Consider the following 19,440-nt stretch of genomic DNA (forward strand, 5'->3'; position numbering starts at 1 on the left):
GTCGCGACGCGGCGCCGGCGCCGCCGGCCGGGCGCGGCCCCCCCCGCCGCCGCCCCCCCCCCCCCGGCCCCCCCCCCCCCCCCCGGCAGGTCAGAAGGCGCAGGCGATGACCAACTCCGGGGTACGGTCCGGGAGCAGGTCGAGTTTGCCGATCCGGCCCGCCGCCCGTAGGTCGTCGGCGACCAGCGTGAGCTGCTCCAGCAGCGCCGCCGGGCCGAGCGCCTCCGCCAACGGCACCTCCGCCTTCATCGACAGCTTCCGCTCGGATTTGGCCCGTCGCACCTGGCTCAACGCGTCACCGGCGAGCCGCAGCAGCGCCGGGTCACCCGAGCCCTCGATCGTCCGGCTCACCTCGTAGGTGGTGGGCCACGGCGCCTGGTGCACCGAGCCGTACCGCCACCACGACCAGACCTCCTCGGTCACGTACGGCAGCACCGGGGCGAACAATCGCAGCTGCACCGACAGCGCCGAGGCCAGCGCCGCCCGTGCGGAGTCCGCCGCCGGGCCGGTGCCGTAGGCCCGCTCCTTGACCAGCTCGATGTAGTCGTCACAGAACCGCCAGAAGAACGCCTCGGTGACCTGAAGGGCCGCCGTGTGGTCGTACGAGTCGAAGGCGGTGCCGGCGGCGGTGACCACGGTGGCCAGTTCGGCGAGCATGGCCCGGTCCAGTGGTGCGGTCGTCGGGGCGCGCAACGCGTCGGCGGCGCCCAGCCCGAGCGCGAACTTGGACGCGTTGAGCAGTTTGGTGGCCAGTCGCCGGCCGACCTTGATCTGCGCCGGGTCGAAGGCCAGGTCCATGCCGGGCTTGCCGCTGGCCGCCCAGTAGCGCACCGCGTCGGAGCCGTGCTGCTCCAGCAGCGCCAGCGGGGTGACCACGTTGCCCTTGGCCTTGGACATCTTCTTGTGGTCCGGGTCGAGGATCCAGCCCGAGAGCACGGTGTCCCGCCAGGGCAGCACCCCGTGCTCGAAGTGCGAGCGGACCACCGTGTCGAAGAGCCAGGTCCGGATGATCTCCTGCCCCTGCGGGCGGAGGTCCATCGGGAAGACCCGGGCGAACAGGTCCGGGTCGGTCTCCCAGCCACCGATGATCTGCGGGGTCACCGAGGACGTGGCCCAGGTGTCCAGAACGTCCGGGTCGCCGATGAAGCCGCCCGGTCGGCCGCGTTGCGACTCGTCGTAACCGGGCGCCGGATCGCTCGACGGGTCGACCGGCAGCGCGGACTCGTCCGGCGTGAGAGGGTGGGACCAGTCCGGCTCGCCAGTGTCGTCGAGCCGGTACCACACCGGCACCGGCACACCGAAGAAGCGCTGACGGCTGACCAGCCAGTCCCCGTTGAGGCCGCCCACCCAGTTGTCATAGCGGTGTTTCATGTGCGCCGGCACCCAGTGCAGCTGCTCGCCTCTGCCCAGCAGCGTGGCTCGCAGCCCCTCGTCCCGGCCGCCGTTGCGCAGATACCACTGTCGAGTCGACACGATCTCCAGTGGCCGGTCGCCGCGTTCGTAGAACTTGACCGGGTGGGTGATCGGACGCGGCTCGCCGATCAGGTCACCGGCGTCGGCGAGCATCCCGACGATCTCCCGACGGGCGGCGTTGACGGTCTGCCCGGCCAGCGCCGCGTACGGCTGGGCCGGCACCCCATGCGGCGGCTCGGGGAGCAACCGACCGTCCCGGCCGATCACCACCCGGGTGTCCAGCCCCAGCTCACGCCACCAGGTCACGTCGGTCAGGTCACCGAACGTGCAGACCATCGCGACACCGGTGCCCTTGCCGGGTTCGGCGAGGGGATGGGCGTACACCGGCACGTCGACGTCGAACAGCGGACTGCGCACGGTGGTGCCCACCAGGTCGGCGTACCGCTCGTCGTCGGGGTGGCAGACCAGCGCCACGCAGGCCGGTAGCAGCTCCGGCCGGGTGGTGTCGATGAGCACCTCCCGCCCGTCGGCCGCGGTGAACCGCAGCCGGTGGTAGGCGCCGGGGCGCTCCCGGTCCTCCAACTCCGCCTGGGCGACAGCGGTGGCGAAGCCGACATCCCACAGGGTCGGCGCCTCCGACTGGTACGCCTCGCCGCGGCGCAGGTTGCGGACGAACGCCCGTTGGCTGGTGGTCCGGGCGATCCGGCCGATGGTCGTGTACGTCAGGGACCAGTCCACCGACAGCCCGAGCCGTCGCCACAGCGCCTCGAAGGCCTGCTCGTCGGTGACGGTCAACCGTTCGCACAGCTCGATGAAGTTGCGCCGGGAGATCGGGGTGGGGTCGCGGCGGGCCGCGTCGTCGACCGGAGCCGCCGGTGGCCGCCACACCGGGTCGTACGGCAGCGCCGGATCGCAGCGCACCCCGTACACGTTCTGCGCCCGACGCTCGGTGGGCAGGCCGTTGTCGTCCCAGCCCATCGGGTAGAAGACGGCCTTGCCGCGCATCCGCTGGTACCGCGCCGTGGTGTCGGTGTGCGTGTACGAGAAGACGTGCCCCATGTGCAACTCGCCCGATACGGTCGGCGGTGGGGTGTCGATCGAGAACACGTCGCTCCGCTGCTTCGAGCGGTCGAACGCGTACGTGCCTTCCTCCTGCCAGCGGCGTGCCCAGCTCTCCTCGAGCCCGTCCAGGGTCGGACGCTCGGGAACGCCGGCGCGGGCCGTCCTCGCCGTATCGGTCATCCTGCGATCGTAGGCACCTACCGGCTGCGGGGCGACGGAGTTGCGACCGAACACACCGGCCGGCGGTCGTGGCCTCGGTGGGGCGGCCCGGTCAGATCAGCGAGTCACGCCACTGGCGGTGCAGGGCGGCGTACCGGCCGTCGGCCTCGGCGAGCACGGCCGGCGGGCCGTCCTCGACGACCCTTCCGCCGTCGAGGACGAGCACCCGGTCAGCGGTCTCCACTGTGGACAGACGGTGTGCGATCACCAGTGCGGTGCGGTCGCGCAGGATGGTGCCGAGTGCCCGCTGCACCAGACGTTCCGTCGGCACGTCCAGCGACGACGTCGCCTCGTCCAGGATCAGCACTGTCGGGTCGGCCAGGAACGCGCGGGCGAACGCGACCAGCTGCCGCTGGCCGGCGGAGAGCCGGCCGCCGCGCCGGTGCACCTGAGTGGCGTACCCCTCGGGTAGTGCGGCGATGAAGTCGTGCGCCCCGATCGCCCGCGCGGCGGCCTGGACGGCGGCGTCGTCGGCCCCCGGGCGACCGAACCTGATGTTCTCCGCGACGGTCCCGCTGAACAGGTGGTTCTCCTGCGTCACCAGCACCACCGCGCGGCGCAGGTCGGCGTCGCGTACGTCACGCAGGTCGACCCCGTCCAGCCGTACCGTGCCGGTGTCGGGGTCGTGGAACCGGGCGACCAACTTGGCGATCGTCGACTTGCCCGCCCCGGTGGGGCCGATCAGCGCCACGGTCTGCCCGGCCGGAACTATCAGCTCCAGCCGGCAGAGAATCGGGGTGTCGGCCCGGTAGCCAAAGCCGACCGAGCAAAAGATCAACTCGCCGCGGCCGGGACCGGTCGGCAGCGGTGTGGGCCGGGCCGGTTCGGCGACGGCCGGTCGTTCGTCGAGCACCCCGGCCAGCTTCTCAAGTGCGGCGGTGGCCGACTGCAACGAGTTGTAGAACTGGCTCAGCTCCTGCATCGGCTCGAAGAAGCGGCGTAGGTAGAGCAGGAACGCGGCGAGCACACCGATCTCGGTCTGTCCGCCGAGCACCCGCCATCCGCCGTAGCAGAGCACCGCCGCCACTGTGACGTTGCCGATCAGCTTGATCGCTGGCGAGTACGTGGCGATCAGCCGGAACGCGTGCAGGCTGCTCCGCCGGTAGTCGTCGCCGAGCGCCACGAAGATCCGTTGGTTGCGAGGCTCCCGGCGGAACGCCTGCACCGCCCGGATGCCCCGCATCGACTCGACGAAGTGCACGATGACCAGCGCGACCGCGTCCCGGGTCCGTCGGTACGCGCTGGCCGACGACCGGGCGAACCAGCGGGAGAGCCAGAACAGGAAAGGGAAGGCGAGCAGCGTCACGGCCGCCAGCGGCAGGTCCAGCCACAGCAGGATGGCGGCCACCGACAGGATGGAGAGCCCGGCCAGCACCAGGCTGTCGATCCCACCGTCGACCAGCTCCGCGATGGAGTCCAGGTCACTGGTGAGCCGGGAGACCATCCGGCCGGACGTGTACCGCTCGTGGAAGCCCACCGACAGCCGCAGGAAGTGCCCGAACACCCGCTGCCGCAGGTCGAGCAGGACGGCCTGGCCGATCCGGGCGGAGATGGTGAGGAAACCGCGGCGGGCCGCGTACTCGGTCACCGCGGCCACCGCGAACGCCCCGGCGACGGTAACCAGCGGGCTGGCCTCGCCGGCGCGCAACGGCGGGATGGCCCGGTCGATGCCGATCATGACCAGGTACGGGCCGGCCATCGCGGCGGCGTTCTGGGCCAGCAGCAGGGCGACCGCCGCGGCGAGACGCCGCCGATGCGGGCGGAGCAGGTCGCCCAGCAGGGTTCGGCTGAGCCGGCGTAGCCGGGCCACCGCCTCGGGGCTGGTGTCCTCAGCTCGACTGCGGTCGGCCTCCGGGTCGGTGGCGGTTCCGCGCCAGCGGTTGAGCTCGGGCTCCTCCTCGGGAGGTGGGTCGGCCTGCTCCGGCACCCTCACGAGCGCACCAGCCCCCACCCGTCCGAAGGCGACGAACTCGGGCCGCTGGCCCCGGCCGGAGGTGGCTGCCCGGCGGGCGGCTCGGCGGCGAGCAGCGCCCGGTACGCCGGGACGGTGGCCAGCAGGTCGGAGTGCCGGCCGGTCGCCGTGATCCGTCCGTCCTCCAGCAGGGCGACCCGGTCGGCCAGCGCGATCGTCGACGGCCGGTGCACCACCAGCAGCGCGGTGCTGTCGCGCAGAACCCGCCGCAGCGCCGCTTCGACCAGGGCCTCGGTGTGCACGTCGAGAGCGGAGAGCGGATCGTCCAGCACCAGCACCGCCGGTCGTCCGAGCACGGCCCGTGCCAACGCGAGCCGTTGCCGTTGCCCGCCGGAGAGGGACAACCCCTGCTCGCCCACCCGGGTCGCCAACCCCCAGGGCAGGTCGTACGCGAAGTCGGCCTGGGCCAGCGCGAGGGCCGCGCGGATCTCGTCGTCGTCGGCGTCCGGGCGGCCCAGGGTGAGGTTCTCCCGCACCGACATGGAGAAGAGCGTCGGCTCCTCGAACGCCACGCCGACCAGCCGACGCAGCGAGGCCAGCCGCAGCTCGCGCAGGTCGTGCCCGTCCAGGGTGATCCGGCCGGTGGTCACGTCGTGCAGCCGGGGCACCAGGGAGAGCAGCGTGCTCTTGCCGGAGCCGGTGGCGCCGACCAGTGCCAGCGTCTCGCCCGGCTCGATGGTCAGGTCGATCTCGCGCAGCACCCCGGTGGTGGCACCCGGATAGCTGAACGCGACCCGCTCGAAGCGCAACCGACCGTGCACCGCGTTGCGCGGCAACGCGACAGCGTCGGCGGAATCCACTATCTCCGGTGGAGTGTCCAGCACCTCCTGGATGCGGTCGGCGGCGGTGGCCGCCTCCTGGCCGTTGGCGATGATCCAGCCCAGTGACTGCACCGGCCAGATGAGCATCAGTTGGAGGCTGACGAACGCGACCAGCTCGCCGATGGTGAGCGCGCCGTGCGCGGCGGCGGCCGCCCCGGCCGCCAGCACCACGCCCAGGGTCACGTTGGGTACCAGGTCGAGCAGCGCCGAGGTGTTCGCCAGTAGCCGCCCCTTGCCGACGCCCGTGTCGTGCAGCCGCCGGGCCGCACCGGCGAAGCGAGCGGCCAGCTCGGGCCCCCGCCCGTACGCCTTCATGGTGCGCAGGCCCTGTGCGGTCTCCTCGACCAGCGTCGCCACGTCGCCCTGCTGGTCCTGCATCCGGCGGGACGCGGCGTGGTAGTGCCGGCCGAACCGGCGACTGATCAGCAGCAGCGGCACCGCGCTGGCCGCGACCAGCACCCCGAGCGCCGCGTGCAGGTTGATCAGCAGCACCACCACGACCACGTACGTGGTCAGGTTGAGCACCAGGAAGAAGACGCCGAAGGAGAGGAACCGGCGGATCACCGACAGGTCGCTGGTGATCCGGGAGAGCAACTGGCCGGACTGCCAGCGGTCGTGGAAGCTGGTCGGCAGCCGTTGCAGGTGGGCGTAGACGTCGGCGCGCAGCGCCGCCTCCATGCCCACCGCCGAGGACGACTGGACCCACCGGCGGATGAAGATGAGCACCGCCTCGACCACGCCGAGCAGCAGGGCCAGGCCGCCGAGCTGGAGCAGCCCGGCCGGTTCGTGTCGGGCCACCGGCCCGTCCACGACCCGCTGCACGACCAGCGGTACGGCGATCCCGGCCGCGGTGCCGGCGAGACCCGCGACGAGCAGCCAGGCGAACTTGGCGGCGTACGGGCGCAGGTAGGGGCGAAGCCGCCAGAGGTTGTGCACGGGGTGGGTGCCCGCGGCGGCCCGGGCGGCCGGGTCGCCGTCGCTCTCCACAGGCACTACCAGACGGTAGCGTCAATGAGTGTCGGTGCTCCTGTCAGCTTGTTGTCAAGCGTCGCTCATGACCGAGAAGCCACTTCTTCACGTCCAGCCCCCAGCGGTAGCCACCGAGCGTGCCGTCGGTGCGCAGAACCCGGTGGCAGGGCACGAAGAGGGCTGCCGCGTTCCGGGCGCAGGCAGCCGCAGCGGCTCGGACCGCCGGTGGTCGACCGGCCAGCGCGGCGTACCCGGTGTAGGTGACCGGGGTGCCCGGCGGGACCTCGCGCAGCACCTGCCAGGCGTGCGCCATGAACTCGCCACCGGTGCGTTGACGCACCGGCACCGTGTCGATGGCCGCGAGGTCACCGTCCAGGTAGGAGTGGACCGCCGCACTGACCGGGCCGAGGTCGGCCCGCTCCCGTAGCGGTGCCCGCAGGGCCGGATGGACCAGGGGCAGCAGCACCGCCGGGTCGGGGGTGAAGCCGGCCGCCCGTACGTCACCGTCAGGGCCGGCGAGGATGCTCAGTGGGCCGGCCGGTGTGCTCAGGACGGTGCTGTCGATGTTCATGCCGCTCTCCAGAGTCTGATCGTGGCGTAGGACCGCCAGGGACGCCAACGCTCGGCGTACGTGTCGAGGGTTTGTGGGGTGTCGGGCAGGCCGAGCGCCGCGGCGCCGCGCCGGACCGCGAGGTCGGAGCTGAGGAGGACGTCCGGGTCGCCGAAGGCGCGCATGGCCAGGTAGTTGGCGGTCCACGGGCCGATGCCGGGCAGCGCGAGCAGCCGCCGAACGGCCTCCTCCCGATCCACCCCTGCGGCGAGGTCGACGGATCCGTCCACCACGGCCCGAGCCAACCCCCGCAGAGCCTCCCGCCGCCCCACCGGCATCCCGAACGCCGGGTCCGGCAGGACCAACAGGTCCTCCGCGCTCAGGAACCCCCGCAGCTCATCGCGTTGATCATGAGGTTGACCTGGGATTCGATCTTCTTCGACCACGTCAACCTCATGATCAACGCGAGCGTGGGTGGTGAGGAGGCGAGTGAGGGTTGTTCTTGCCGAGGTCACCGAGACCTGCTGGCCGATGATGGCGCGGACGGCCTGCTCAAAGCCGTCGACGGCACGGGGGACGCGGATGCCGGGTTCGGCGGTGATCGCCGGTGCCAGCGCCGGGTCGGCGGCCAGCGTGGCGTCGATGGCCGCCGGGTCCGCGTCCAGGTCGAGCAACCGGCGGCAGCGGGCCACCGCCGGCGCCAGGTCGCGCAGGTCGGCCAGCCGCAACGTCGCCGCCACGTGCCCGTCCGTCGGGGTCAGCGCCACCTGGCCGGTGCCGTGCGGCAACCGCAGACCCCGGTGGTACGTCCCGTCGCGGACCGCCTCCACGCCGGGCAACGCCCGCACCGCGAGGAAGTCCAGCAGCGCCCGGGCGTGCAGCGGCGGGCGGTACGCCAGCCGGAGCGAGATGGTCCCCGCCCCGGCCGGCGCCTGCTGGCGGCCACGGGCAGTGCGCAGGTCCGACGGTGCGCTCGCGTACACCTCGCGAAGCGTGTCGTTGAACTGCCGCACGCTGCCGAAGCCGGCGGCGAACGCGATCTCGGCCATCGCCAGGTCGGTCGTCTCGATCAGGATCCGGGCGGTCTGAGCGCGTTGGGCCCGGGCCAGCGCGAGCGGCCCGGCACCCATCTCGGCGCGCAGCATCCGGTGCAGGTGCCGCTCGGTGTAGCCCAGCCGGGAAGCCAACCCCGGTACGCCGTCCCGGTCGACGACCCCGTCGGCGATCAGCCGCATCGCCCGACCGACCACGTCCGCGCGGACGTCCCAGAGCGGTGAGCCGGGCGCGGCGTCCGGCCGGCAGCGGCGGCAGGCGCGCAGCCCGGCGCCCTGCGCGGCGGCGGCGGACGGGAAGAACCGGACGTTCTGCCGCTTGGGCGTGATCGCCGGGCAGGACGGCCGGCAGTAGATCCCGGTGGACGTCACACCGGTGTAGAACCAGCCGTCAAACCGCTGGTCACGGCTGTCGACGGCCCGGTAACACCGCTCGAAGTCCATCTCCATGTCACCGATGATGCCCCGCTCGGCCGGTCATCGGCTGGCGGGAATCGGACCTGGGTGTGCCGGTACGCGGCGAGCCGGTCAACGGGGGCGTCGACGCCGCCGGTGCGGCTGGCCCGATCGGCCCGCCTGGCCGGATGGGCTCGGCTGGCCGGATCGGCTCGACTGGCTCGACTGGCTCGGCTGTGCGGCTCGGCTCGGCTGGGTGGCGCGGTGTGGCTGGCCGGTCAGCAGGGCCGATCGGAACACACCGTCCGGGTCGTACCGCTTCCACAGCCGCCGAACCCGGGCCCCGGTCTCGCCCGGGTAGATCCGGGCGAAGGCGGCCGGGTCCGGCCGGCTCTCGAAGTTGACGTACGCGCCGTCGGCGCGGGCTCCGGCGGCCCGCCAGGCGGCGTTGAACGCGGCGTCGGCCTGCGGCGGAAACACCGAGGCCACGATCAGCGTGTCCTGGTGGCGATGCGGGTACGCGGTCGCGTCGGAGGCGACGTCGTTGACAGCGCCGCCCAACGAGCGGAGCTGGATCACCGCCCGCCCCGGCCCGGTCACCGCCCGAGTCACGGCCCGCGCCCCGGCGTCGTCCAGCGAGGTGAACAGACCGTTCGTGGTCGTGCCACGCTGCTGCCCGACGTTGGGGTTGAGGTGCGCGGTCGGTACCAGCGTCGGGTAGGGCAGCAGGTCGGTCCGGTGTTCGAGCACCTTGCCGATGGCGAGCAGCGGCTCCACCGCCGGCCGGGCCCGGCGCAGGCTCTCGGCGGCGACCACCGCGGTGATGGACATGAGGACCGATCGACCCTCGGCGAACACCACGGCGGCCGCCGACAGCTCCCGTGGCGCCTGGGTGAGGTAGCTCGTCCACTCGCGGACGGTGCGGCCGTCCGGATGCGCCTCGACGACGAGCTGCGCGACACCGACGTTGCGCTGCTCGACCGCTGCGATCTCGAAGGCCACCACGATGCCCGCGCCGGCCCCGGCGCCGCGGACCAACCAGAACAGCTCCGGCTCGTGGTCGGCGTCCGCGCGTACCAGCGTTCCGTCCGCCAGCACCACCTCGACGGCGCGGACCCGGTCGATGGTGAGACCGTGGCCGCGGACCAGCCAGCCGACACCACCGCCGGTGGCCAGGCCGCCGACGCCGACGCCGCCGTAGTCACCCGAGCTGATCACCAGGCCGTACGGGGCCAGCGCCTTCGCCACGTTCGCCCAGCGGGCACCGGCCTCGACCCGGACCAGCCCGGCCCGCTCGTCGATCACCTGAACCCGGTTGAGCATGGACAGGTCGATGACGACCCCACCGTTGTTGGACGAGGCTCCGGAGAGGCCGTGCCCGCCGCTGCGGACCGCGATGGGCAGCCGCTGCTCCCGCGCGTAGCGCAGCGCGTCGACGACCTGCTCTGTGGTCTTCGGCAGCAGGACCGCGGCCGGTGACGCCGACCTGGTGTACGTCGAGCGCAGTTGCGCGTACCGGCGGTCGCCGGGCGTGACGATCTGCCCCCGGAGGGAGTCGGGCACCCGGGCCATGGCGGTGCTCATCGTCGCCCCCGCAGCTGGCGCCTCGGGCGTCCGGGATCGGTCATGGCCCAAGGATGAGCGGGCGTGCCGGCCTCGACAAATTCGGTGGCCGGTGCCCGCTGGTCATCGCGGGGCGTGACGCTCGCCGGGACCGCTGAATGGCGCGAGAGGGTGACCGGAATCTCGGACCGGTTCCCCCCGGCTCGGGAGGCCAGTGGCGTGACCGGCGCCACCGTGACCGGCGATGACAGTGGGACGGTCGGGTCCGGCCGGCGCGAGGAAACCACCGACCGGACCGGTCCTGGTCAGCGCAACGGCGTCGGCGACACCGTCGGTCGGCCCGGCACACCGGGCGGGCCCGGCGGATTCGACGGGCTTGGTGAGGCGGTCGGTCCGGCCGGCACACCCGGTGCCCCCGGCTTGCCTGGTACGCCCGGCGTGGTCAACGGGGTCGGCGAGACCGTCGGCCGTTCCGGTACGCCGGGCGGGCCAGACGGATTCGCGTCCGCGCCACCGGGGCTCGGCTCGGCCGTCGGCACCGCGGTGGGCGCGGACGGGGTTGGTACGGGTGGGCTGGGCACGGGCGCCGGACCGGCCGGACTGGGCACGGCCGGGGGAGGCCCGTCCGAGCCGGTCGCGGCGAGGGCGAGCGGAGTGGCGATCAGGATCGCCGCCAGGGTGCTCGCCGCCCCCACTGCCACAGTGGCGCGACGTCTGTTGCGCACCCGCCGTTCCGCTCGGCTCAACTGGTCATGCACGATCGGTGCCTCCTCGGCCAGGTCGGTGAGGGTGGAGCGGATGAGGTGCTCGAAGGGTTCGGTCATCGCCGTACCTCCAGCATGTCGACGTCCGGCAGCAGGTCGCGCAGTCGCTTCACAGCTCGATGGGTACGGCTGCGCACGGTCCCCACCGAGCAGCCCAGCAACTCGGCCACCCGGGCTTCGGGGAGGTCCTCGTAGTAGCGCAGGACCACCACCGCCCGCTGCGTCGGTGGCAGGTGGCGCAGCGCGGCCCGCATCGCCAACCGCACGTCGGAGCCGCCGCTCGGGTCGCCGCCGACCGGTTCGTCCGCCGGGTTGAGCGGTGTTTCCCGCCACCGGCGAAGTCGCCGCCACCAGCTGATCTGCTCGCGGTACATCACCACGCGCAGGTAGCCCTCGGGGTCGGCGTGCCGAATGGTTCCCCACTTCGGGATGGTCCGCGCCAACGCCGACTGGAACAGGTCCTCGGCGGCGTTGCGGTCCCCGGTCAGCAGGTACGCGACCCGCATCAGCGCCGGAGTCCGGCTGCCGACGAACTCGGCCAGCCGCGCGCGCTCGTCCTCGTCCACCCACCACCCCCGTTTCGTTGTCACAGATACAGACGTCCCAGGTCATCGTCGCTATCCGCGATCGGTGGGGTTTTTCGGCCCGAAAGTGTCGGTCGTGCCGGGTAGCGTCCGGCCACCAACTGAAGAAGGGGTGCGGCGGATGACGAGCGTGGCGGGTTGGGCGGCGGCGTCGACACCGGGTGCGTTCCCGCCGCTGCCCCGCGCGGTGGCGCAGTCCTTCTACCGCCGGATGCGGGCCGTCGCGCCGGCCGCCGTCGGCGCCATCGAACGGGACCGGGCGGGCGACAGCGAGCAGAGCTTCCCCGACACGGCCTGCGGCCGGTTGGCCGGCTCACTCGATGACGCGGGCCTGCGGGCCCTCGGGATGTGGACGCACCACTGGTGCATGCGCTTCTACGACGACGACACGAGCGTCGGCCGGCGGTTGATCCGCGAGATCGCCGCGCGGCCTGGGCTGGGCTGGACGGCCGACGAGGTGCGTTGGATGCTGCGCGAGTCGGTCTCGGCCGGGCCGGCCGCCGCCGACCGGTTCACACTGCCCCGCGCCGCCGCCGGGCAACTGCCCCCGGCCGACCGTCGGGCCCTGGGTCACTGGCCAGAGGTCGAGGTGCCCCGCCAACGGCGGCCCGACCAGTCCAGTTGATCATGGCGAGGTCTGACCGCCACCCGCGGCTGGCGGTCGGCCCCACACCGAGCGCGCCGGAGACCGGCTACGGCAGGATGGACACCGCACCGCCCTCGACGGAAGGACGCTCCGATGCCCGCCAGCGAACCGACCATCATCGCCACCAGCATGGGCTTCTTCCGGGGCGACCGCGGGCCGTACGACCTGCGCCCCAGCCCGGTCTTCGAGCTGGCGGCCGAGTTGGCCGAAGCCGGTCCGCAGCCGCGGCTCTGCTACCTCGGGCAGGCCGTCGGCGACCAGCCCACCTCGCTGACCGCCGTCTACAGCGCGTTCGCCGACACCCGGTTCCGGCTGTCACACCTCGCCCTGTTCCCGATGCCGAACGTCGAGGACGTCCGCGCCCACCTGCTCGCCCAGGACGTGATCTGGGTCGGCGGTGGCAGCGTCGCCAACCTGGTCGCGGTGTGGCGGGTGCACGGGCTCGACGAGATCCTGCACGAGTGCTGGCAGGCCGGCGTGGTGCTGGCCGGCGTCTCCGCCGGCTCGATCTGCTGGCATGTCGGCGGTGCCACCGACAGCTTCGGCCCCAAGCTGCGCGGCTTCACCGAGGGCCTGGCCTGGCTGCCGTACGGCAACGGGGTGCACTACGACAGCGAGGGCCAGCGCCGCCCGCTGATGCACGAGCTGGTCGGTGACGGCACGCTCCCCACCAGCCACTGCACCGACGACGGCGTCGGCCTGGTCTACCGGGGCACCCGGCTGGTCGAGGCAATCGCGGACCGCGAGGGCGTTTCGGCGTACGAGGTCAGCCGCGGCGCGGACGGCAGCGTCCGGGAGGCGGTCATCGCCCCCCGCCAGCTCGGCTGAGCGTCACGCCTCCTCGACCGGCTGTCGGCGGCGCAACACCGCGTCGAAGACCTGGGCCAGCTCGGCGGCGTCCTCCCCGGCGTGGTGCGTGTGCGGCATGTCGTGCAGGCCCAACTCGTGCTTGATCGTGTCCTGGTGGGTCCGGGCCCAGTCGCTGCCGGTCAACCCCATCCAGTAGCTGCGGAGATCAACACCGGAGCCGGTCGCACCGAACGGGCTGTGCCCGACGAAGCGGACGAAGTACCAGTGCACGAACATGCCGTCCCAGACGGCCGGGGCGGCGAGGAAGACCGGACGGCCGACCCGGCGCAGCCCGTCGACCCAGGCCGCTGCGGCGGACATCGCCTCCTGCGCGGTGGGTGCCTCCCGCAGCAGCCGGTCCCGGTCCAGGCCGGAGACGGCCAACGCCGCCGGGACGAACTCGTCGGAGATGGGACGCAGCTCGGTGTAGAAGGTGAGGTCCGGGCGGCCGGCCACGGCCATGCCCAGCGAGATCATGCTGTACGGCCCGGGGATCGGCCCGTCCGCCTCCACATCGACGGCGATGTACAGCTCGGGCAACGTCGAGGTCATCCCACCTCCAGCAGCGGAACGTCGAACCGGGAGATTAGCAACGCCTGACGGGGCGCGGTGGGAGCGACGATCGACCAGCGGCGCGGCGACGAATCGGAGCCGCGTGGACCGGCCCGGCCGGGACCGGCGTAAGCTGGCCCGTCGTGAGTCTCACCATCGGCATCGTCGGCCTGCCCAACGTCGGCAAGAGCACGCTGTTCAACGCGTTGACCAAGAACGACGTGCTGGCGGCGAACTACCCGTTCGCCACCATCGAGCCCAACGTCGGCGTGGTCGGGTTGCCCGACGAGCGGCTGGGCAAGCTGGCCGAGATCTTCTCCTCGCAGAAGGTGCTGCCGGCGCCGGTGTCGTTCGTCGACATCGCCGGCCTGGTCCGCGGCGCGTCGAAGGGGCAGGGCCGGGGCAACGCCTTCCTGGCCAACATCCGGGACGCCTCGGCGATCTGCCAGGTCGTCCGGGCCTTCTCCGACCCGAACGTGGTGCACGTCGACGGCAAGGTCTCCCCGGCCGACGACATCGAGACGATCAACACCGAGCTGATCCTCGCCGACCTGCAGACCCTGGACAAGGCGCTGCCCAGGTTGGAGAAGGAGGCCAAGCTCCGCAAGGACCGGGCCGCCGCTGTCGCCGCCGCGAAGGCCGCGATCGAGGTGCTCGACGGTGGCACCACGCTCTACTCCGGGGCCGCCGCCGCCAAGATCGAGCTGGAGCATCTGCGCGAGCTGCACCTGCTCACCACAAAGCCCTTCCTGTACGTCTTCAACGTCGACGAGGCCGAGCTGGCCAACGAGACGTTCCTCGACGAGCTGCGCGCCCTGGTCGCCCCCGCAGAGGCCATCTTCATGGACGCCAAGATCGAATCTGAGCTGGTGGACCTGCCCGAGGACGAGGCCCGCGAGCTGCTGGAGTCGATCGGGCAGAACGAGCCCGGCCTCAACCAGCTCGTCCGGGTCGGCTTCCGCACCCTCGGCCTCCAGACGTACCTCACGGCCGGCCCCAAGGAAGCGCGCGCCTGGACCGTCCCGGTCGGCGCCACCGCGCCGGAGGCCGCGGGTGTGATCCACAGCGACTTCCAGCGCGGCTTCATCAAGGCCGAGGTGGTCTCCTACCACGATCTGGTCGAGCACGGTTCGATGGCGTCGGCGAAGGCGGCGGGCAAGGTCCGCATCGAGGGCAAGGAGTACGTCATGCAGGACGGCGACGTGGTGGAGTTCCGCTTCAACGTCTGAATCCCCGGCCTGTTCCCGCAGGTGCCTACGTTGTCGCTGTCCGTTGAACGTTCAGGTGACAGATCTGTCTCGGGACGCGGATCTCACGTCCGGTCAGACATCCGGGGATGACGGCAGGTCACCCTACGGTGAAGCCGCCATGGCTGACGGTTTGTCTCAGCCAGTCAAGCCAGGCCGCCCACAGGTCATCCCCCTCCAGCTCTGCACGCAGCTGCGGAGGCGAAGCCTGATAGCGGTCGAGCGCTTCCTCAATCTCCCTCGCTCCTACCAGCCATGGACCGTTGCTCGTGAGCTTGAACTCTGGGATGCCCACCATCCCAGGGATCGCCTGGGCTGAGGCCGCCCGTTCGGCCTCGTTGTAGGCGTCGCGCCGGCTTTGATCGGCAGACTGCCAGTCGTCGATGCCCTCGAACGGCCAGGCGGGGAAGGGCCGCGGGGTTGCTTGGTAGGTCATGCCCGTGCGGCGCATGCCGTCGCGGCAAAGGCCCATGCCGGCGATGTTCAGGTGGAACCGATAAGTAGCCGCAAGCGTCTCGTACTCGCTCAGGCATGGAGGAGCGTGCACGCACAGATCCCCCAGGTCGGAGCACGTTTCGAAGCGCGAGCGAGCGGTCGACGCAGGTTCGGGCAGATCAGCCCACTCAAGTTCGTAACTCATGAGGCCCCTTCGCTGCCGGCGCGACAGCCAGCGCTCGGCGTCATGACATTCTGCCGACCAGCACTCGGTGAAGTGCTACCCACGTCCCGATACTGATCTGTCACGCAGGTCATGAGGCCGGACAGCCGGCTGCCGGCCGGGTGGTGAGAACGTTCTGTACGTTCTGAAGGAGGAGCGCGCCGGTTCCGCGTGGCAAGTCCCAAGCATGGGGGCGGTGGCCGGCGGCGGCCCGCCCCGGCATTCGCATTTCCCCAGGTCAGGCAGCCGCCGCAACTCGTCGTGCGATGGCTCGTGCAAATAGCTTTGACGCCCCCATGAATGATGGCCGCATGAGAGACGCGAACTCCGTGTTGGTCGCGTTCCGCCTGGTGCTCGTGATCTTCTTCTTTCTCCTGTTCGTACTCGGTGTCCGTCTCGCCGTGGCGCGACGGTTCCCCGTTACCTGGGCTCGGCCCGCGCATCCGACGGAGAGCCAGCAGTCCCGACAGGTCCGCGTTGGTGTCGGTGTCGTGTTGGTTGCCACGAGTGTGCTGATCCTGGAAGGCACGTCGCTCATACCCATGCCCTTCCTGATCTCGGGCATCTTGTTGGCGGTGGCAATGCTGGTTCCTTCGGGACGGCGGGTCATCGGCGGACCAGACGGCGGGGCGCGCCGTTACGGCTGCATCGAGGCTGGATACTCCCGGCATGAACCAGATCTGGCCGGTTCTTCTCGTCGCCGCGCTTGGTGTTATCGGGACCCTCGGGGCCGCTATTTCGACCCAGTTCCTCACCACTCGCCGCGAGGACCGTCGGTGGAACTTGGAGCGCGAACGAGAGCAGGAACGCTGGGAGCGGGAGCGCCAGGACCGAGCGGCGCAGTGGCAGCGAGAGGATGAGCTTCGGCACCGCGAGTCCCGCGAAGAGACCTACAAACAGTTCATGCAGACCATCTGGAACTGGGGTCGAAAGGCGGCTGACATCAGGCAGATGATCGAGGCCGGAGAGGGTCATCTGTTTATTGTGGATACCGATGAACTCTACGATGCCAGCGTAAAAGCCGTAGGTATCATGGCGGAACTGGAGCTATCGGCCTCCGCGCCTGTCCGAGACTCCGCCCGTGAATGCTGCGACCTCATGTCGAGGTTCGTCTCCGAAGTGGACGCCGTACTTCCCATCTCGGAAGGAGCGGACGGACTCGACGTGCCTGTCAGGCTTCACGACAGCTACAAGGTTGTTGCCAGAAAGACAGTTGAACTGATGCGCGCCGATCGTGGCCTCATGTCTCTGGCCGCAACCAATCCGCATATGCTGCCGAATCGTGAGTCTGTGAGCCAGCGGCTGGTGCCCAGGACGATCAGCGACAGCTGCCGACCGGCGATGTCGATCACTTGAACGACGTTCGTCGCCGACTCGGCTTGCGTTTCCTTCCGGCCCTGGCGTTCGCGAGCTGTCGACGGCGCTGGTCTCGTTGCTGCCGCTGCCAGTCCTGTCGCCGGTGGCCGCGTCGTTGCTGGTGAAGGCGGGCGATCACGGCCAGCGCCATCCACCCGGACAGAAGGAGTCCTGCCGCTCCGACCACCCCCTGCAGCCGGCCCCGATGCCCGCTGAGGATGCCGAAGTCGGTCACGAAGTCATCCGGGTCGTTGGGGTTGACCCAGATCCGCACCGCGCTGCCGGCCGCCAGGCAGACCTCCCAACAGCCAACCTCGGCCTGACGCTGAGCACCGGCGAATTCGTAGCTCAGGTGCATCGTCTTTCGCCGCTTGTGCACAAGTTCATCGACAACTGCCTGGGCTGGCACACCATGGACCCGCAGTCGGCTCTCCCAGGCGTCGTTGTCCTGAAAGGTCTTGAAGGGCAGCCACAACATGACCATTCCGACCACGAGGCCGAGCGTGTAGACGGGGTAGCGGACGCGCCACCAGCTTTGCAGGATCTGCACGCTGGCCATGGTGACAGTCGATGTCGACGAGCGGCGGTACGTTGACCGGGTGACGGAACAGTTGCTTCGATCATCGTTCGGCGCGGCGGCGACCGCGTACGCGGAACACCGCCCGGATTACGCGCAGGCCGCAGTGCGGTGGGCGCTGGAGCCCGCCCCCGGCCTACGCGTGCTCGACCTGGGCGCTGGCACCGGCAAGCTGTCCGCGACGCTGGCGGCGGTGGGCGCGGACGTCGTGGCTGTCGAACCTGACCCGGCGATGCTCGCCGAGCTGCGCCGTGCGGTGCCGACCGTCAATGCCCTGCCGGGCAGCGCCGAGGCCATCCCGTTGCCGGACGGGTCCGTCGATGCCGTGCTCGCCGGCAACGCCCTGCACTGGTTCGACATGGCCGTCGCGGGGGCGGAGATCGCCCGGGTTCTCGCCCCTGGCGGCATCCTGGCCGGTCTGTGGAACATCATGGACGACCGGATCGACTGGGTTGCCGGGCTCGAAGGGGTCAGCGGGAGTGCGGCCATCGGCCCGCGTGACACGTTGAGCAGTTGGCGCGCCGCGACGGCGGACATGCTCGTTCCGAGCCCCGGCCTGATCGCCCGGTTCGAATCGGCAGAGCAGGCCGAGTTCCCGCACGGTCAGCGGCGTACGGCCGACTCGCTCGTCGCGACGCTCGCGACGCGGGCCGGGATGCTGGTCATGCCGGACGAGGAGCGAGAGGCCACCCTCGGCCGGATCCGGTCCTTTCTCGGGAGCCGAGCCGAAACCGCGCACGGCGAGTTCACGCTGCCGATGCTGACCGGCGTGCTGCGCGCCCGCCGGAGCTGACGGTCGGAGACCTGGTGAACCGGCACGTGCAGCCGAGGGGTGTCTCTGCCGGCGGCGCGGACAAGATGCACCAGCGGGCCGTCCTCACTGACATGTTCGGCTGTCCCGTCCTGACAGGCGAGGACCTCCGGTAGGTCAGGGGCGGGCGGCCTTCTCACCATGGACCGCCACGTACTCCGCAGCGAGCCAGGGCCCGAGGTCGTCGATGAGTTCGCCGAGCACGCCCGGAGCCGGCGAAGGCCTGCGGCCGACGACAGCAGCTCTACGCATCTGCCCGGCGCGTTCCGGATAGTGGAGCCCGAACGCCTCGGCGGACTGAGTAAGGTCGCTCGTCCAGCCTCCCCATCGAGGCATGATCAGCGTGAATCCGGTCCTGACGATGCGACGAGCTACGACCCGGCTGAGGGCCTTACGTTGCTGGTCAGTGTCCGCTTCGGCTGCCTGGCGGCGCCACCCCGGAAGCGCAAGGGAGAGGTCGCCGTTCGTCTCGCGGGCGAGCAGGGGAGTGGGCCGGTAGCGGGGGAGTTGGTCGGCGAGGTCGTCGCCCAGCAGGGGGGTGCACAGGCAGGCGACGAAGAATCCAAGGTCGTGCCGCTCAAGCTCGCTGAGCAGCGTACGTGCACTGAACAGCAGGATGCCCACGCCGTCGATCTGCGGGAAGGACCGGTCGAGGTCCTGCTCGATGCTGGTGGCAGCCGCACGGTCGGCCTCGGTTGGTTCGGTGCGCAGGGCGAGAAGCAGGTCGAGGTCGGAGACGCCGAGGATGGCGGTGCCGCGCGGGATGCTGCCGTAGATGTAGGCGCTGTGCAGCCGACCACCGTCGAACGATTCGGCTATCCGAGCGCGTGCCGCGTCGACAACACCGGCGAAGGCGGCCGGGACCCGACTCAGTGCACCCTCGCGCGCAATCCAGCCCTCGACGTCCAGTCCTCTTCCGGCCATGGGGACACTCTGCCGGAGCCACCGGTCCTGCCGCTCTCGCGCCTTCGTTGGGCGCTCAGAGGGCGGCCGCGATCCAGGTGACGATCGCGCCGACGACGACCAGAACCAGGTTCAGCCAGACGTCCTTCCGTTCGCCTCGGGAGAGGTGGAACCCGGCCGCGAGGACCTGCAGGATCGTCAGCCCGGCGGCTGCCGCGACGGCGAGGACGGGTGCGATTCCCGTGAGCGGCGGCAGGATGAGGCCGACGCCTCCGAGCACCTCCAACAGGCCGATGGCGCGTACGCCGGCCATCGGGACCGCGGTGCCTGCCCACGCCATCATCGGTGCGAGCTGCGCCTGGCTCCGGACGACCTTCATACCGCCTGAGTACAGGTAGAACAGCGCGAGCAGCCCGCCGACGATCCAGTACGCGATCTCCATCAGTCCCCCGTGGTCGCGAGTAGTAAGTAACCAG

18 protein-coding genes are annotated in these 19,440 nt (G+C 71.2%); 5 read left to right on the forward strand and 13 right to left on the reverse strand.

Going from position 1 to position 19,440, the window contains the following annotated elements:
- Positions 1-90: 90 nt before the first annotated feature.
- From valS to AB0B48_RS16160, 8 genes are all read right to left on the reverse strand, one after another.
- Positions 91-2,655, reverse strand: a complete 2,565-nt coding sequence (gene valS / locus AB0B48_RS16125; RefSeq protein WP_357201665.1) for a valine--tRNA ligase — start codon at positions 2,653-2,655, stop codon at positions 91-93.
- A 91-nt stretch (positions 2,656-2,746) separates the two neighbouring features.
- Positions 2,747-4,627, reverse strand: coding sequence for an ABC transporter ATP-binding protein (locus AB0B48_RS16130; protein ID WP_357201668.1), 1,881 nt, complete (start codon positions 4,625-4,627; stop codon positions 2,747-2,749).
- A complete protein-coding gene (locus AB0B48_RS16135) occupies positions 4,624-6,480 on the reverse strand; it encodes an ABC transporter ATP-binding protein (RefSeq protein ID WP_357201671.1) in 1,857 nt (618 codons plus the stop codon). Before AB0B48_RS16135 ends, AB0B48_RS16130 begins: the two co-directional genes overlap by 4 nt.
- Before the next feature lie 37 nt (positions 6,481-6,517).
- A complete protein-coding gene (locus AB0B48_RS16140) occupies positions 6,518-7,027 on the reverse strand; it encodes a methylated-DNA--[protein]-cysteine S-methyltransferase (RefSeq protein ID WP_355010172.1) in 510 nt (169 codons plus the stop codon).
- On the reverse strand, positions 7,024-8,508 hold the full coding sequence (locus AB0B48_RS16145) for an AlkA N-terminal domain-containing protein (RefSeq protein ID WP_357201675.1): 1,485 nt from the start codon (positions 8,506-8,508) through the stop codon (positions 7,024-7,026). The genes AB0B48_RS16140 and AB0B48_RS16145 overlap by 4 nt, the downstream gene beginning before the upstream one ends.
- Before the next feature lie 78 nt (positions 8,509-8,586).
- Entirely contained in the window at positions 8,587-10,038 is a 1,452-nt protein-coding gene (locus AB0B48_RS16150) for an FAD-dependent oxidoreductase (RefSeq protein ID WP_357201678.1), read from the reverse strand.
- A gap of 284 nt (positions 10,039-10,322) precedes the next feature.
- Positions 10,323-10,841 carry a hypothetical protein gene (locus AB0B48_RS16155; RefSeq protein ID WP_357201681.1) on the reverse strand — a complete coding sequence of 173 codons (519 nt, stop codon included), beginning with the start codon at positions 10,839-10,841 and terminating at the stop codon, positions 10,323-10,325.
- Complete coding sequence (locus tag AB0B48_RS16160; protein WP_112583752.1) at positions 10,838-11,347, reverse strand: SigE family RNA polymerase sigma factor; 510 nt, start codon at positions 11,345-11,347, stop codon at positions 10,838-10,840. Before AB0B48_RS16160 ends, AB0B48_RS16155 begins: the two co-directional genes overlap by 4 nt.
- A 139-nt stretch (positions 11,348-11,486) precedes the next feature.
- On the opposite strand from AB0B48_RS16160, the gene AB0B48_RS16165 reads away from it, so the two are divergent.
- Together AB0B48_RS16165 and AB0B48_RS16170 are read left to right on the forward strand one after the other, a co-directional pair.
- On the forward strand, positions 11,487-11,990 hold the full coding sequence (locus AB0B48_RS16165; protein ID WP_357201684.1) for a hypothetical protein: 504 nt from the start codon (positions 11,487-11,489) through the stop codon (positions 11,988-11,990).
- 114 nt (positions 11,991-12,104) lie between these two features.
- Positions 12,105-12,839 (forward strand): peptidase E, encoded by a 735-nt coding sequence (locus tag AB0B48_RS16170; RefSeq protein ID WP_357201687.1) that lies wholly within the window; start codon positions 12,105-12,107, stop codon positions 12,837-12,839.
- A 3-nt stretch (positions 12,840-12,842) separates the two neighbouring features.
- Here AB0B48_RS16170 and AB0B48_RS16175 read toward each other — a convergent pair whose 3' ends face one another.
- The gene (locus AB0B48_RS16175) at positions 12,843-13,412 is read right to left on the reverse strand and encodes an exonuclease (RefSeq protein ID WP_357201690.1); all 570 of its coding nucleotides are present in this window, start codon (positions 13,410-13,412) and stop codon (positions 12,843-12,845) included.
- Positions 13,413-13,555: 143 nt separating this feature from the next.
- On the opposite strand from AB0B48_RS16175, the gene ychF reads away from it, so the two are divergent.
- Positions 13,556-14,641 (forward strand): redox-regulated ATPase YchF, encoded by a 1,086-nt coding sequence (ychF, locus tag AB0B48_RS16180; RefSeq protein WP_355010165.1) that lies wholly within the window; start codon positions 13,556-13,558, stop codon positions 14,639-14,641.
- A 118-nt stretch (positions 14,642-14,759) separates the two neighbouring features.
- On the opposite strand, the gene AB0B48_RS16185 is transcribed toward ychF, so the two are convergent.
- Positions 14,760-15,299 carry a hypothetical protein gene (locus tag AB0B48_RS16185; protein ID WP_357201694.1) on the reverse strand — a complete coding sequence of 180 codons (540 nt, stop codon included), beginning with the start codon at positions 15,297-15,299 and terminating at the stop codon, positions 14,760-14,762.
- A gap of 687 nt (positions 15,300-15,986) precedes the next feature.
- On the opposite strand from AB0B48_RS16185, the gene AB0B48_RS16190 reads away from it, so the two are divergent.
- Entirely contained in the window at positions 15,987-16,673 is a 687-nt protein-coding gene (locus tag AB0B48_RS16190; protein WP_357201697.1) for a hypothetical protein, read from the forward strand.
- Here the strand turns inward: AB0B48_RS16190 and AB0B48_RS16195 are convergent.
- The gene (locus tag AB0B48_RS16195) at positions 16,666-17,232 is read right to left on the reverse strand and encodes a DUF3592 domain-containing protein (protein WP_357201700.1); all 567 of its coding nucleotides are present in this window, start codon (positions 17,230-17,232) and stop codon (positions 16,666-16,668) included. The two genes, AB0B48_RS16190 and AB0B48_RS16195, sit on opposite strands and share 8 nt — an antisense overlap.
- Before the next feature lie 40 nt (positions 17,233-17,272).
- On the opposite strand from AB0B48_RS16195, the gene AB0B48_RS16200 reads away from it, so the two are divergent.
- On the forward strand, positions 17,273-18,043 hold the full coding sequence (locus tag AB0B48_RS16200; protein WP_357201743.1) for a class I SAM-dependent methyltransferase: 771 nt from the start codon (positions 17,273-17,275) through the stop codon (positions 18,041-18,043).
- 135 nt (positions 18,044-18,178) lie between these two features.
- Here the strand turns inward: AB0B48_RS16200 and AB0B48_RS16205 are convergent, their stop codons facing one another.
- Both AB0B48_RS16205 and AB0B48_RS16210 read right to left on the reverse strand, forming a co-directional pair.
- The gene (locus AB0B48_RS16205) at positions 18,179-18,985 is read right to left on the reverse strand and encodes a hypothetical protein (protein ID WP_357201703.1); all 807 of its coding nucleotides are present in this window, start codon (positions 18,983-18,985) and stop codon (positions 18,179-18,181) included.
- Between the two features lie 55 nt (positions 18,986-19,040).
- On the reverse strand, positions 19,041-19,406 hold the full coding sequence (locus AB0B48_RS16210; protein ID WP_357201706.1) for a DoxX family protein: 366 nt from the start codon (positions 19,404-19,406) through the stop codon (positions 19,041-19,043).
- Positions 19,407-19,440 lie beyond the last annotated feature (34 nt).

It is taken from the genome of Micromonospora sp. NPDC049089 (assembly GCF_040648775.1).
In the GTDB taxonomy this organism is placed as follows: domain Bacteria; phylum Actinomycetota; class Actinomycetes; order Mycobacteriales; family Micromonosporaceae; genus Micromonospora.